The organism is Microbacterium gallinarum (assembly GCF_014837165.1).
GTDB lineage: Bacteria > Actinomycetota > Actinomycetes > Actinomycetales > Microbacteriaceae > Microbacterium > Microbacterium gallinarum.
The window spans coordinates 254,690-267,953 of the sequence record NZ_JACSPM010000004.1 but is presented as its reverse complement, the minus strand read 5'-3'; the positions used below and the strand labels follow the sequence as shown (position 1 = coordinate 267,953).

The window sequence follows — 13,264 nt, the reverse complement described above, 5'->3', positions numbered from 1 at the left end:
CCCACGCTACCGGCCGCGCGGCGCCGGTGTCAGCCCTGATCCGGCTTCGGCGGGAGCGGGCTCGAGGGAAGACTGCCGCCGCCGCGTGCCTTGCCGAGCAGCGTGCCGCGCGTGACTGCGCCGCGGCCGAACTTCGCCGCGGCTCCGTCCAGGGCGTCTTCGATGCGTCGCCACTCGGCGTCGTCGTCCCACAGTGCGAGCGGTGCCGAGCCTGCTGCGCGCAGCTTCTCGGCCCGAACCCCGATCAGCCGCACGGGCAGATGCCGCTCTACCGCGTCGAACAGCTCATGTGCCGCGTCGCCGATCCGCTGGCCGACCGCGGTGGGCTCGGGCAGGGTCTGCGAGCGGGAGATCGTGGTGAAGTCGGCGAAGCGCACCTTGATCGCGATCGTGGACGCCTCCCACCCGCCGCTGCGCAGGCGCGCACCCACGCGGTCGGCGAGCCGCCGCAGCTCGGTGCGCAGGATGCGCGGATCGGCGATGTCTTCGTGGAACGTCTCTTCGTGGCCGACGCTCTTCTCGACGCGTTCGGTGTCGACCGACCGCGCATCGATGCCCCGTGCGAGATACCAGACCCGCTCGCCCATGGCGGGCCCGAGAGCGCGATCGAGCACGTCGCGCGGGGTGTCGATGATGTCGCCGATCGTGCGGATGCCGCGCCCCTCGAGCGCCTCGGCGGCCTTCGGGCCGACTCCCCACAGCGCCCGCACCGACCGCGGCGCAAGGAACGCCGCCGTGTCGGCCTCGGCGACGACGAGCAGGCCGTCGGGCTTGCTGATGGTCGAGGCCATCTTCGCGACGTGCTTCGTCGCCGCGACCCCGATGCTGCACGTCAGACCGGTTTCGGCCCGGACGCGCGTCCGCAGCTCGCGCGCGATCATCGCAGGACTCCCCCACAGCCGTCGCACGCCGCGCACGTCGAGGAACGCCTCATCGATCGACAGCGGCTCGACCAGCGGGGTGACATCGCGGAAGATGCGCATGACCTGGCCCGACAGCGCGAGGTAGCGGTCGAAGTGGGGCGGCACGACGATCGCCGTGGGGCACAGCCGCAGCGCCTGCCCGACGGGCATCGCCGACCGCACGCCGAAGCGGCGTGCCTCGTACGAGGCGCTCGAGACCACCGAGCGGCTGTCGGGAGCGCCGATGATGATCGGCTTGCCCACCAGCGACGGGTCGTCGAGCTGCTCGACCGACGCGTAGAACGCATCCATGTCGACATGGAGGATGCCGGTGCCGCTGTCGTCGGCTCCGTCGGGCGACACGAGCCGCCCGGTGCCGTCGCCACGTCCCATGGTCCGATCCTCCCCCTTCCCTCCGACGTCGCGCCCGGCGACGCCGGAGGGTGCGGGTCTCAGTCTGCGGCGGCGCGCTCCAGCACCAGCTCGCGTACGCGGGCGGCGTCGGCCTGCCCCTTCATCGCCTTCATCACGGCGCCGATGACGGCGCCGGCGGCCTGCACCTTGCCGTCGCGGATCTTGGCGAGCACGTCGGGCTGCGACGCCAGCGCCTCGTCGATGGCGGCGATCAGCGCACCGTCGTCCGAGACGACGGCGAGTCCGCGCGCGTCGACGACCTCCTGCGGCGCGCCTTCGCCGGCGATGACGCCTTCCAGCACCTGGCGCGCGAGCTTGTCGTTGAGCGACCCTGCGTCGACGAGCGACTGCAGGGCGGCGACATCGGCCGGCGTCACGAGGTCGGAGGCCTCGCGCCCCTGGGCGTTGGCGACCCGGGTGATCTCACCTGTCCACCACTTGCGTGCGGCAGCCGGCGCGGCACCGGCGGCGACGGTGGCCTCGACCTCGGCGAGCAGGCCGCCGTTGACGACGTCCTGGAACTCGAGGTCGGTGAAGCCCCAGTCCGCCTTCAGGCGACGCCGGCGCGCGGCCGGCGGCTCGGGCAGTGCGGCCCGGAGCTCCTCGATCAGGGCCGACGCAGGTGCGACAGGCAGCAGGTCGGGCTCGGGGAAGTAGCGGTAGTCGTCAGCGTCCGACTTCGGCCGCCCCGGCGAGGTGGTGCCGGTGTCCTCGTGCCAGTGGCGCGTCTCCTGGATGATCGAGCCGCCGACGGCGAGGATGGCCGCCTGACGCTGGATCTCGTAGCGGACAGCGCGCTCGACCGACCGCATCGAGTTGACGTTCTTCGTCTCGGTGCGGGTGCCGAGCTTCTCCTGGCCGCGCGGGCGGAGCGAGACGTTCGCATCGCAGCGGAGGTTGCCCCGCTCCATGCGCGCCTCCGAGATGCCCAGCGAGATCACGATGTCACGGATCGTCTGCACGTAGGCCTTCGCGATCTCGGGCGCGCGGTGCTCGGCGCCGAAGATCGGCTTGGTGACGATCTCGACGAGGGGCACACCGGCGCGGTTGTAGTCGACGAGCGAGTACTCCGCCCCCTGGATGCGCCCGGTCGAGCCGCCGACGTGCGTGAGCTTGCCGGCATCCTCCTCCATGTGCGCGCGCTCGATCGGCACCGTGACGATCGACCCGTCGGAGAGCTCGACGTCGACCTGACCCTCGAAAGCGATGGGCTCGTCGTACTGCGAGATCTGGTAGTTCTTGCCGAGATCGGGGTAGAAGTAGTTCTTCCGTGCGAACCGGCTCGACGGCGCGATCGAGCAGCCCAGGGCGAGGCCCAGGCTGATCGAGTACTTCACGGCCTCGGCGTTCACCGTCGGCAGCGAGCCCGGCAGGCCCATGTCGACCGGCGCGACGAGCGTGTTCGGCTCGGCGCCGTGGTTGTCGGCGTGGGCCGGGTTGGCGGCGCCCGAGAACATCTTGGTCTTGGTGTTGAGCTCGACGTGCACCTCGAAGCCGAGCACCGGCTCGTACAGCTCGAGGGCCTCGTCGAAGTCCATCAGCGTGTCCTTGGCCATCAGAGTGCCCCTCCCTGCGTCGAGTCGCCGAGCTGCGGTGCGCGCTCCAGCAGCGACGCGCCCCACGAGTCCACCAGCAGCGCCTCGAGCGCCGCGCCGACGCGATAGAGGCGCGCGTCCTCGCGAGCCGGAGCGAGGAACTGGATGCCGACGGGCAGGCCGTCCTCGTCGGCGAGACCCGACGGGATCGAGATGCCGGGAACGCCTGCGAGGTTTGCGGGGATCGTCGTCACATCGTTGAGGTACATCTGCATCGGGTCGTCGATCTTCTCGCCCAGACGGAACGCCGTGGTCGGCGCGGACGGCGTGGCGATGACGTCGACCGACGCGAACGCCGAGTCGAAGTCCTGCTGGATGAGCGTGCGCACCTTCTGCGCCGAGCCGTAATAGGCGTCGTAGTAGCCCGCCGAGAGCGCGTACGTGCCCAGGATGATGCGGCGCTTGACCTCGTCGCCGAACCCGACGTCGCGCGTGCGCGCCATGACGTCCTCGACCGTGCCGCCCGGCACGTCGACGCGCAGGCCGAAGCGCACGGAGTCGAACTTGGCCAGATTGCTGGATGCCTCGGCGGGCAGGATCAGGTAGTACGCCGCGACCCCGTACTCGAAGTGCGGCGCGCTGATCTCGACGATCTCGGCGCCCTGCGCCTCCATCGCGGCGAGGGCGCTTCGGAAGGACGCCGAGACGCCCGGCTGGAAGCCGGCGTCGGGCAGCTCCTTGATCACGCCGACCTTGAGCCCCTTGAGGACATCGCCGCGTGCGCCCTCACGGGCGGCCTCGGCGAACGAGGGCCAGGCGTCGGACAGCGACGTCGAGTCGTGAGGGTCGTGGCCGCCGATCACGTCATGCAGCAGCCCCGCGTCGAGGACCGTGCGGGTGACGGGACCCACCTGGTCGAGGCTGGACGCCAGGGCGATCGCCCCGTAGCGGCTGACGCCGCCGTACGTCGGCTTGAGTCCGACGGTGCCGGTGACGTGCGCAGGCTGGCGGATCGAGCCGCCGGTGTCGGAGCCGAGGGCGAGCGGCGCCTCGAACGCGGCCACGGCAGCGGCGGACCCGCCGCCCGAACCGCCGGGGATGCGGTCGAGATCCCACGGGTTGCGTGTCGGGCCGTACGCCGAGTGCTCGGTGGACGATCCCATGGCGAACTCGTCCATGTTCGTCTTGCCGAGGGGCACCAGCCCGGCGGCGCGCGACCGCGCGACGACCGTGGCGTCGTAGGGCGACATGTAGCCCTCGAGGATCTTCGATCCGCTCGTGGACGGCATGTCCGTCGTCACGAGCACGTCCTTGATCGCGAGCGGGACGCCGGCGACCGGGCCGAGCGCCTCGCCTGCCGCGCGGCGGCGATCGATGCCGGCGGCCACCTCGAGCGCATGGTCGCTCACATGGAGGAAGGCGTGGACGTCGCCGTCGACGGCGGCGATCCGGTCGAGGTGCGCCCGCGTCGCCTCGACGCTGGAGATCTCGCCGGCGGTGAGCTTGTCAGCGAGCGCGGCGGCGCTCAGCTTGGTCAGATCGGTCACAGGGGTCCTTACTGCTCTTCGCCGAGGATCGCGGTCACGCGGAAACGGCCGTCCGCGGCATCCGGAGCATTCTGCAGAACCTCCGCCGGCGTGAGCTGGTCGCCCACGACGTCGGGGCGGAAGATGTTCTCCAGCGGGATCGGGTGGCTCGTCGCGGCCACCTCGGGGGTGGCGACCTCCGAGACCTTCGCGATGTTGTCGACGATCACGTCGAGCTGCCCGGTCAGGCGCTCGACCTCCTCATCGGACAGCTGGATCCGGGCGAGCACACCAAGATGGCGCACGAGATCGGGGGTGATTTCAGACACCACGACAGTCTAGTTCGACCGCAGCACCGGCCCGTGGTCACCCCAGCCCGGAGGCGTAGGCTGGCGACGTGACGACCTATGACCCGCCTCGCCCGTGGATCGCCAGCTACGCCGAAGGCGTGCCGCAGGACCTCGAACCCGTCAGCGGTTCGCTCGTCGACATCGTCGAGGAGTCCGCGAAGGACTATCCGGATGCCGCGGCCCTGCAGTTCTTCGGACGGGAGACTTCGTACCGGTCGCTGCACGAGCAGATCGAGCGCGCCGCCGCCGGACTGCGGGCGCTGGGCGTGCGGGCGGGGGATCCGGTGGCGATCGTGCTGCCGAACTGCCCCCAGCACATCGTCGCCTTCTACGCGATCCTGCGGCTGGGCGCCGTCGTCATCGAGCACAACCCGCTCTACACCCCGCGCGAGCTGCGCAAGCAGTTCGAGGATCACGGGGCGAAGCACGCGATCGTGTGGTCGAAGGTCGTCAAGACGGTGCAGGAGTTCCCCGCCGATCTCGCGGTCACGTCGGTGATCTCGGTCGACATCACCCGCGCCATGCCGTTCACGACGCGTCTCGCGCTGCGCCTTCCGCTGTCGAAGGCACGCGAGGCGCGCAGCGCGCTCACGGACCGCGTCAGCGGCGCCATCGCGTGGGAGGACGTCGTCGGCTCGGAGCCGCTGCCGGCGACGCATCCGAAGCCGGCTACGGACGACCTCGCGCTCATCCAGTACACGAGCGGCACGACCGGCTCGCCGAAGGGCGCGTCGCTGACGCACCGCAACCTGCTGTCGAACGCGGCGCAGTCCCGCGCGTGGGTGCCGTCGATCGTGCGCGGCGAGGGATGCGTGGTCTACGCCGTGCTGCCGATGTTCCACGCGTACGGGCTCACGCTCTGTCTCACATTCGCGATGTCGATGGGCGCCCGCCTCGTGCTCTTCCCGCGCTTCGACCCCGACATGGTGCTCGAGGTCACGAAGAAGCATCCGGCCACCTTCCTCCCGCTCGTGCCGCCGATCGCCGATCGGCTGCTCAAGGCCGCGCGCGAGAAGGGCGTGTCGCTCCAGGGGACGCAGGTGGCGATCTCGGGTGCCATGGCACTCCCCCACGAACTCGTCGTGCCGTTCGAGGCCGCCTCGGGCGGCTACCTGGTCGAGGGCTACGGTCTGAGCGAGTGCTCCCCTGTGCTGATGGCCAACCCGGTGGCCGACAACCGCGTGCCCGGAACGGTCGGGCTGCCGCTGCCGGGCACCGAGTGCCGCGTGGTCGACCCCGACGACCCGACCCAGGACGTGCCGAAGGGCGAACGCGGTGAGCTCATCGTGCGCGGGCCGCAGGTGTTCGGCGGCTACTACGGCAAGCCGGAGGAGACCGAGGCGGTCTTCACCGACGGCTGGTTCCGCACCGGCGACATCGTCATGATCGACGACGCCGGCTTCGTGAGGGTCGTCGATCGCATCAAGGAGCTCATCATCACGGGCGGGTTCAACGTCGCCCCGACCGAAGTCGAGAACGCCCTGCGTCAGCATCCCCAGGTCGAGGATGCCGCGGTCGTCGGCCTGCCGAGCGAGCACAGCGGCGAAGAGGTGGTCGCGGCGGTCGTGCTCGTCCCCGGCGAGGAGATCGACGTCGAGGCCGTGCGCGAGTTCGCGCGCGGCATCTTGACCCCGTACAAGGTGCCGCGGCGAATCTTCGTCGTGGACGAGCTGCCGAAGTCGCTCATCGGCAAGGTTCTCCGCCGTCAGGTGCGGGACCGCCTGCTCACGCTCACGACGGGGGCATGACTGCCGCGGCCCGGCGCGCCAGGTCGATGCGATTCGCCGCCCCGGTCTTTCGCAGCACGTTCGAGATATGCGAGCTGACGGTCTTCTCGCTCACGAACAGCTCTCCCGCGATCTCACGGTAGGTGCGTCCGGCGACCACGAGTCGGACGATCTCGATCTCGCGCGGAGTCAGGCCGTCGATGAAGAGCGGAAGAGGGCGAGCGGATGCCTCGTCCCCGGCGCCGGACCCGGGCAGCGGGATCCGCGCCGAAAGCGCGAGCTGCCGCAGCGATGCCCCCAACGGCCGCGCCCCGAGTCGGTCCGTGATGGCCAAACCTCGCCGCAGCGGCTCCGCGGCGCGGGCGCGATCCGGACGCACCGCGATGAGCAGCGCCTCCGCCGCCTTCTCACAGCAGTAGGCCTCTTCCCAGGGCAGGTCCGCACCGGCGCACGCCTCGGCTGCCTCCAGCCAGCGGTCCGCCGAATCGTCGACCGATCCGGCACGCGCGAGCTCCGCGCGCTGCAGCCGCTCCCAGACGGGCGCGTACTCGCGTCCGTCGATCATCGTGTCGGCGGTCCTGTCGGTCGGAAGCTCGCGCCGCGCCAGGTCGCGAACCGCGGCCGGCAGCGTCGCCTCCGGCGCGCCGGACCGCACATGATCGGCGAGGACGCGCGCGGCCACGGGCACCAGCTCCTTGGCCTCGCGCCGTGAGGAGGCCTCGTCGACCAGCCTCGCAGCCGCGCCGGTGTCGCCCAGGGCGAGCTCCAGCTCGGCCCTCGCGATCACGTCGTCCGGTGAGACGACGAGTTCTCCCTCGGCGATGAGCTCGTCCGCGCGGGCGAAGTGCGTCCGCGCGCGTTCCGCGCGTCCCTGCCGCACGGCCAGCCAGCCTGCGACAGCGCGGCTGGCGACGTCGACGGGGCGACCCGGATACTCGCTCAAGGTGGAGCGCAGCGCGGCCCTGCACCGGTCCCACCGCCCCAGCAGAAACCAATCTGTCGCCTCCCACATCCCCAGCCATCCGACGTAGGGGCTCGGAAGCGTCCCGGAAGCGGTGACCCTCGCGCGGTGGATCGCATCGGCGAATTCATCCGGCCTCCCCGGGTGCGACGCCGTGGCGGCGATGTTCACCGCCATGTTGTGGGCGAGTCCGTCGCGGATGCGCACAGCCGCCCGCAGCGCCTCCGGCGCGAGCCGGCGGATCTGCGCCGTGTCGCCGACGCGCTCCGCGCTGTGGACGGACGCGGTCAGCGACCATGCCAGGGCGACATCATGGTCGGTCGCGCGGGCCAGTCCGAGCGCGTCATGCGCGGTGACTGCTGCGTCGGCGGCGGGCATCCACAGCGACGCGACCGCCAGCGCGAACGCGTCCTCCCAGTCGGCATGCTCGGCGCGGACCCGCGCGCACAGCGCGCCGACCTCGTGCTCGGTCGGCTCGGAGAGCTGGCCGGCGGCGCGCAGCAGGAGGCGGCGCGCATCCAGTTCGAGGCGCAGCCGCCGCTCCTCGGGCTCGACACTGCGCAGCAGGCTCTCGACGGTCTCGAGTTCCGCCTCACCGTCGCCGGCATCGGCGGCGGCCCGCCGACGCAGCTCGAGCAGCTCCCGCTGCGACTCCGCGGGCGCATCCACGCGAGGGTGCCACTGCAGTGCGCGGTCCGCGAATCGGAGCGCCTGCGCGAAGCTGCCCCCGACCAGCGCGGCACGGCAGGCGGCCACCGTCCAGCGGTACGCGTCGTCGGCGTCGCCCGACTCCTCGGCGTGATCGGCGAGCCGGATGACGTCCTCGAACGACGCCCCCTCCGTCGATCGGACCTCCGCGCGGCGGACGAAGGCGGCGTGCCACGCGGTGCGCTCGCGCTCAGCCAGCTCCGCGGCGAGCATCTCCGCGGAGAGCGGATGCCGGAACCAATACGAGCCGTGTGCTCCGACGCCCACGATGCCCGCCTCCGCCGCAGTGGCCAGTGCGTTCTCGATATCGGCGGGACGGGGGCCCGGTGCCCGCTCCACCGCGGCGACGACCTCGTGAAGCTCGTTCGCCGTCAGCGGTCTGCCCCCGACTGCGAGCACGCGCAGCACCCCCGCGACAGCCTCGCCGAGCTCATGCGCGGGGGCCAGCACCGCTTCGGCCAGGCGTGAGGGCAGCGCCGGGGGAAGACGACGCGCATCGGGATCGATGCCCTCGACTGTCAGGGCGGTGAAGTAGGGAAAGCCCCTCGTGTGCGCCCACACCTCCTCGACGAGGGTCTGATGCGGGGAACGCCCCAGCAGGGCGGCGAGCTGCTCCGTCGTCCCGGCGCGGTCGAGCGGCTCCACCGCGACGACCTCGCACGACTCGACGTGGCGCGCGTTGGACAGCCAGCGGTCCACCGGTCGGGGCGCCGTCGTCGACTCGTCGCGAACCGTCGCGATGATGCTCAGCCTGCGCGCCGGCGGCCCGGACATCAGGTACAGCAACGCGTCGAGCATCGCGCTGTCGGCCCATTGCAGGTCGTCGACGAGCAGCACGACGCGCTGGTCAGCGGTCTGCTCGTCCAGCCAGGCATCCAGCTGAAGGAGCGCGCTCGCGGGTGCGGCATCGAAGTCCGCCACCGAGTCCGCACCGACCAGCCGGAACATCGAGCGGAACGCCAGCATCGGAACCGAAACGGTGGACAGCGGAAGGCAGGAGCCTGCGAACACGGCGGCGTCGGCGAGCCTCGCGACCGCGTCCTTGGCGAGGGTCGTCTTTCCTACGCCCGGCTCACCCGTGAGGATCACCGAGCCGCACCCGCCCGGTCCCGGTGGAGCCAGGCGCGCGAGGACCCGCCGCCGGACGTCGTCCCGCCCGACGATCTGAGGGGTTGCGCCCGCCTCGCCTGGGCCCACCTCTCCAGTGTGACAGCGTCTGGCGCATCACGCCGCGGATCTGAGGGTGGAGGACGCCGATCCGAGGGGTCGTCCCCGATGTGCGGATGAGCGCGGTGGACGCACCGTGGAGGCATCCATCCGCAACAACGAAAGGTCAGTTCATGGACAGCGCACTCCGCACCTCGCGCAACGCGATCGTGCTGCTCGCCGCGGGAGCCGTCGGCGCCCTGCTGGGTTCCTCCTCGGTGGCGATCGCCGCCCCCGGGGGGCCGTTGAAAGACCCTCCCACGTCGACGTGCGTGTTCACGCCCGAGACGGACGTCGTCACCGACCCGCTTACGGCGCCGTCGGACTTCCTGCGCGGCGCGGGGCGTCTCGCGCCGACCCCCCACTGACCGTCGGCCTGGACGCGCTCACCCGGCGTCGGGTGCGAGCGCGTCGAGCGCCGCCGGACCCTCGGTGACCAGGATGCGGAACTGCGCCGCGTCGAGGATCCGCACGCCCAGTTCCTCGGCCTTGGCCAGCTTGGACCCCGCGCCCGGCCCCGCGGCGACGAAGTCGGTCTTCTTGGAGACGCTCGACGCCGCCTTGCCGCCGGCCTGGATGATCGCCTCCTGAGCGCCCTCGCGGGTGTATCCATCGAGAGCGCCGGTGGCGACGACGGTGAGGCCGTCGAGCACCCCGCCGGCAGCCTGCGCCGCTCCGGGCCCGGGATGTCCTGGAGTGGCGAGCTGTGCTCCTGCGGTGGCCCACTTCTCGACGATCTCCTGGTGCCAGTCCACGGCGAACCACTCGTCGAGCGAGTCGGCGATGATCCCGCCCACGCCTTCGACCGCGGCGAGCTCGTCTCGAGAGGCCGCCCGGATCGCTTCGACGGAACCGAACCACTGCGCGAGGGCGCGCGCGGCGACCGGACCGACGTGGCGGATGTTGAGCGCGACGAGGAAGCGCCAGAGCTCTTTCGTCTTCGCGCGCTCGAGCTGATCGATCAGCGTGAGCGCCTGCGCCGACGGCTGCGGACCAGTGGCCCCGGACTTCTTCTCGGCGGCGCTCGGGTTGCGCCGGAACGGCGCCCGTCGCACCGGTTCGCCCGTCTTCTCGTCGATGCGGGGCTCGCCCGTCTCGGCGTCGCGCACGACGACCTCGATCGGCACCAGCTGGTCGATCGTGAGGTCGAACAGCGTCGCCTCCGTCTGCAGCGGCGGGACCTCGGGCACCGACGGCTGCGTCAATGCAGCGGCGGTCACCTCGCCGAGCGCCTCGATGTCGAGTGCGCCGCGCGAGCCGATGTGCTCGACGCGACCCCGCACCTGCGCCGGGCAGGCGCGCGTGTTGGGGCACCGGAGGTCGATGTCGCCTTCCTTCGCCGGTGCGAGCGGGAAGCCGCACTCGGGACATTCCGCCGGCATCACGAACTCGCGCTCCGTACCGTCGCGCAGCTCGACGACCGGGCCGAGGACCTCGGGGATGACATCGCCCGCTTTGCGCAGCACGACGGTGTCGCCGATGAGCACGCCCTTCGCGCGCACGACGTCTTGGTTGTGCAGGGTCGCCTGGCGCACGACCGAGCCCGCCACCCGTGCGGGGGCCATCACCGCGAACGGGGTCGCGCGCCCGGTGCGGCCCACCGAGACCACGATGTCGAGCAGCTTCGTGTTCACCTGCTCGGGCGGGTACTTGTAGGCGATCGCCCAGCGCGGCGCGCGGCTGGTCGCTCCGAGCTCGTCATGCAGCGCGAGCTCGTCGACCTTGACCACGACGCCGTCGATCTCGTGCTCGACGTCGTGCCGGTGATCGCCGTAGTGCGCGACGAAGTCGAGCACGCCGTCGATGTCGTCGGAGGTGCGGAAGTACGGGCTCGCGGGCAGACCCCACTCGGCGAGGAGGCCGTAGATCTCGCTCTGCGACTCGACCGGCGGCCGCTCCCAGGCGCCGATGCCGTGCACGAAGAGCCGCAGCGAATCGAGACGCGCCTGGCCCGCCTCGCGCTCGAGCCCGTCTTTCTTGTCGAGCTGCTGGCGCAGACCGCCCGACGCCGCGTTGCGCGGGTTCGCGAACGACGGGAACCGCCGCTCGGCGCTCGCCCGCGCCTTCGCCTCGTCGAACGCGCGGCCGCGTGCACGGCTCCCGGCGACGGCGCGGTCGCGCATGTCGGCCTGGAGCTCGTTGAGCTTCGCGAACGCCGCAACCGGGATGAACACCTCGCCGCGCACCTCGACGATGTCGGGGTGGCCCGTGCCGCTGAGCCTCTGCGGGATGCCCGGCACCCGCACCGCATTCACCGTGACGTCTTCGCCGGTGCGCCCGTCGCCGCGCGTCGCCGCGGAGGTCAGCAGACCGCGCTCGTAGCGGAGGCTGATGGCGAGGCCGTCGATCTTGAGCTCGGTGAGCCAGCGCACCGTGCGTCCGGCTCCGGCCTCGGCTTTCGCACACCATTCGCGAAGCTCGTCGAGGCTGAACACGTTGTCGAGGCTGAGCATGCGCTCGGCGTGCTCGACGGGAGCGAACATCGAGCTCTCGGCCGCGCCGACCGTCTGGGTGGGCGAATCCTGCCCCTGCAGCTCGGGGTGCAGCCTCTCGAGCTCTTCGAGCCGATGCATCCAGCCGTCGTAGGTGGCGTCATCGACGATCTCGGCGTTGCGGCCGTAGTACGCGTCGCGTGCGCCGAGAATCTGCTCCGTCAGGTCCGCGGCCTCGGCGCGGGCGGCGTGGAGGCCGGGATCGGCGGGGAGAGCGGCCGTGGCATCGCTCGAAGTGGAGGCGGGCGTAGCGAGCTCAGCGTCATCCGTCACGCCGCCAGTCTAGGAGCGGCCACGGACAGCAGAAGGGGCTGGACGCTCGGCGCCGGGGTGCGGCATCCGCTCTACGCGTCGACCGGAACGGCGGACACGGTGCGGTCGATCGTGAACTGGCCGATGACCCGCGTGCCGTCGTAGAGGACCGCCGTCTGCCCCGGCGCGACGCCGTCGAAGGGCGTCTCGGGCACGACGGTCAGACGCCCATCGGCGAGCGTCGCCCGGGCGGGGACCGGATCGGCGTGCGCGCGGATCTGCACATCGCAGCCGAACTCGCCGGGCGCCTGCGGGCGCCCGGCCCAGGAGTGGCGCTCCCCCGAGATCTCGGCGGTCGCGAGCGCCTCCTTGGGGCCGACGACCACGGTGTTCGTGACAGGCCGCACCTCGAGCACGAAGCGAGGCTTGCCGTCGGGTGCGGGGACGCCGAGCGACAGCCCGCGCCGCTGACCGACGGTAAAGGCGTGCGCGCCCTCGTGGCGGCCCACCACCGCACCCGTGCGGTCGACGACGTCGCCCTGCGCTGTGCCCACCTTCTCGGCGAGCCAGCCGCGTGTGTCGCCGTCGGGGATGAAGCAGATGTCGTGGCTGTCGGGCTTGTGCGCGACCGTCAGTCCGCGAGCCTCGGCCTCTGCCCGCACGACCGCCTTCGACGGTGTCGAGCCGAGCGGGAAGTACGTGTGCGCGAGCTGCTCGGCCGTGAGCACGCCGAGCACGTAGGACTGGTCCTTCGCGGCATCGGAGGCCCGGTGCAGCTCCAGCCCCTCGCCGGTCTCGACCAGCGTGGCGTAGTGGCCCGTGCAGACGGCATCGAAACCGAGCTCGATCGCGCGCTCGAGCAGGGCGGCGAACTTGATCTTCTCGTTGCACCGCATGCAGGGGTTCGGCGTGCGTCCCGCGCGGTACTCCGACACGAAGTCCTCGATCACGTCGTCGCGGAAGCGCTCCGAGAAGTCCCACACGTAGAACGGGATTCCGATCAGATCGGCGGCCCGGCGCGCGTCCATCGCGTCCTCGATCGTGCAGCAGCCCCGGCTGCCGGTCCGCAGCGTGCCGCCGGCCCGCGAGAGCGCCAGGTGCACGCCGACGACGTCGTGCCCGGCCTCCGCGGCCCGCGCCGCCGCGACGGCGGAATCGACGCCACCGCTCATCGCCGCAAGGATCCGCATG

At 71.7% G+C, this 13,264-nt stretch carries 9 protein-coding genes; 2 read left to right on the top strand and 7 right to left on the bottom strand.

The features are described 5' to 3' along the window. Positions 1-29 precede the first annotated feature (29 nt). From H9622_RS13040 to gatC, 4 genes are read right to left on the bottom strand one after another with little or no spacing between them, the layout of a single operon-like run. Positions 30-1,295 carry a DNA polymerase IV gene (locus H9622_RS13040; RefSeq protein WP_191766841.1) on the bottom strand — a complete coding sequence of 422 codons (1,266 nt, stop codon included), beginning with the start codon at positions 1,293-1,295 and terminating at the stop codon, positions 30-32. Between the two features lie 59 nt (positions 1,296-1,354). Continuing rightward, positions 1,355-2,872 carry an Asp-tRNA(Asn)/Glu-tRNA(Gln) amidotransferase subunit GatB gene (gene gatB, locus H9622_RS13035; protein WP_191766840.1) on the bottom strand — a complete coding sequence of 506 codons (1,518 nt, stop codon included), beginning with the start codon at positions 2,870-2,872 and terminating at the stop codon, positions 1,355-1,357. Further along, positions 2,872-4,398 carry an Asp-tRNA(Asn)/Glu-tRNA(Gln) amidotransferase subunit GatA gene (gene gatA / locus H9622_RS13030; RefSeq protein ID WP_191766839.1) on the bottom strand — a complete coding sequence of 509 codons (1,527 nt, stop codon included), beginning with the start codon at positions 4,396-4,398 and terminating at the stop codon, positions 2,872-2,874. The genes gatB and gatA overlap by 1 nt, the downstream gene beginning before the upstream one ends. An 8-nt stretch (positions 4,399-4,406) precedes the next feature. Continuing rightward, positions 4,407-4,706: an Asp-tRNA(Asn)/Glu-tRNA(Gln) amidotransferase subunit GatC gene (gene gatC, locus H9622_RS13025; RefSeq protein WP_191766838.1), complete on the bottom strand. Its 300-nt coding sequence runs from the start codon at positions 4,704-4,706 to the stop codon at positions 4,407-4,409. Positions 4,707-4,774: 68 nt separating this feature from the next. Between gatC and H9622_RS13020 the strand changes: the two genes are divergently transcribed. Next, positions 4,775-6,475 carry a long-chain-fatty-acid--CoA ligase gene (locus H9622_RS13020; protein WP_191766837.1) on the top strand — a complete coding sequence of 567 codons (1,701 nt, stop codon included), beginning with the start codon at positions 4,775-4,777 and terminating at the stop codon, positions 6,473-6,475. Here H9622_RS13020 and H9622_RS16125 read toward each other — a convergent pair. Beyond that, positions 6,459-9,320, bottom strand: a complete 2,862-nt coding sequence (locus H9622_RS16125; RefSeq protein ID WP_191766836.1) for a helix-turn-helix transcriptional regulator — start codon at positions 9,318-9,320, stop codon at positions 6,459-6,461. The genes H9622_RS13020 and H9622_RS16125 overlap by 17 nt on opposite strands. A gap of 143 nt (positions 9,321-9,463) precedes the next feature. On the opposite strand from H9622_RS16125, the gene H9622_RS13010 reads away from it, so the two are divergent. Next, the gene (locus H9622_RS13010; protein WP_191766835.1) at positions 9,464-9,697 is read left to right on the top strand and encodes a hypothetical protein; all 234 of its coding nucleotides are present in this window, start codon (positions 9,464-9,466) and stop codon (positions 9,695-9,697) included. Between the two features lie 18 nt (positions 9,698-9,715). Here H9622_RS13010 and ligA read toward each other — a convergent pair whose 3' ends face one another. Together ligA and mnmA are read right to left on the bottom strand one after the other, a co-directional pair. Next, the gene (gene ligA / locus H9622_RS13005; protein WP_225222101.1) at positions 9,716-11,986 is read right to left on the bottom strand and encodes an NAD-dependent DNA ligase LigA; all 2,271 of its coding nucleotides are present in this window, start codon (positions 11,984-11,986) and stop codon (positions 9,716-9,718) included. A gap of 179 nt (positions 11,987-12,165) precedes the next feature. Beyond that, the gene (gene mnmA, locus H9622_RS13000) at positions 12,166-13,263 is read right to left on the bottom strand and encodes a tRNA 2-thiouridine(34) synthase MnmA (protein WP_191766833.1); all 1,098 of its coding nucleotides are present in this window, start codon (positions 13,261-13,263) and stop codon (positions 12,166-12,168) included. Position 13,264 lies beyond the last annotated feature (1 nt).

Coding starts and splice junctions, on each gene's coding strand:
- H9622_RS13040 (WP_191766841.1), bottom strand. CDS start 1,295: ATGGGACGTGGCGACGGCACCGGGCGGCTCGTGTCGCCCGACGGAGCC.
- gatB (WP_191766840.1), bottom strand. CDS start 2,872: ATGGCCAAGGACACGCTGATGGACTTCGACGAGGCCCTCGAGCTGTAC.
- H9622_RS13010 (WP_191766835.1), top strand. CDS start 9,464: ATGGACAGCGCACTCCGCACCTCGCGCAACGCGATCGTGCTGCTCGCC.
- mnmA (WP_191766833.1), bottom strand. CDS start 13,263: ATGCGGATCCTTGCGGCGATGAGCGGTGGCGTCGATTCCGCCGTCGCG.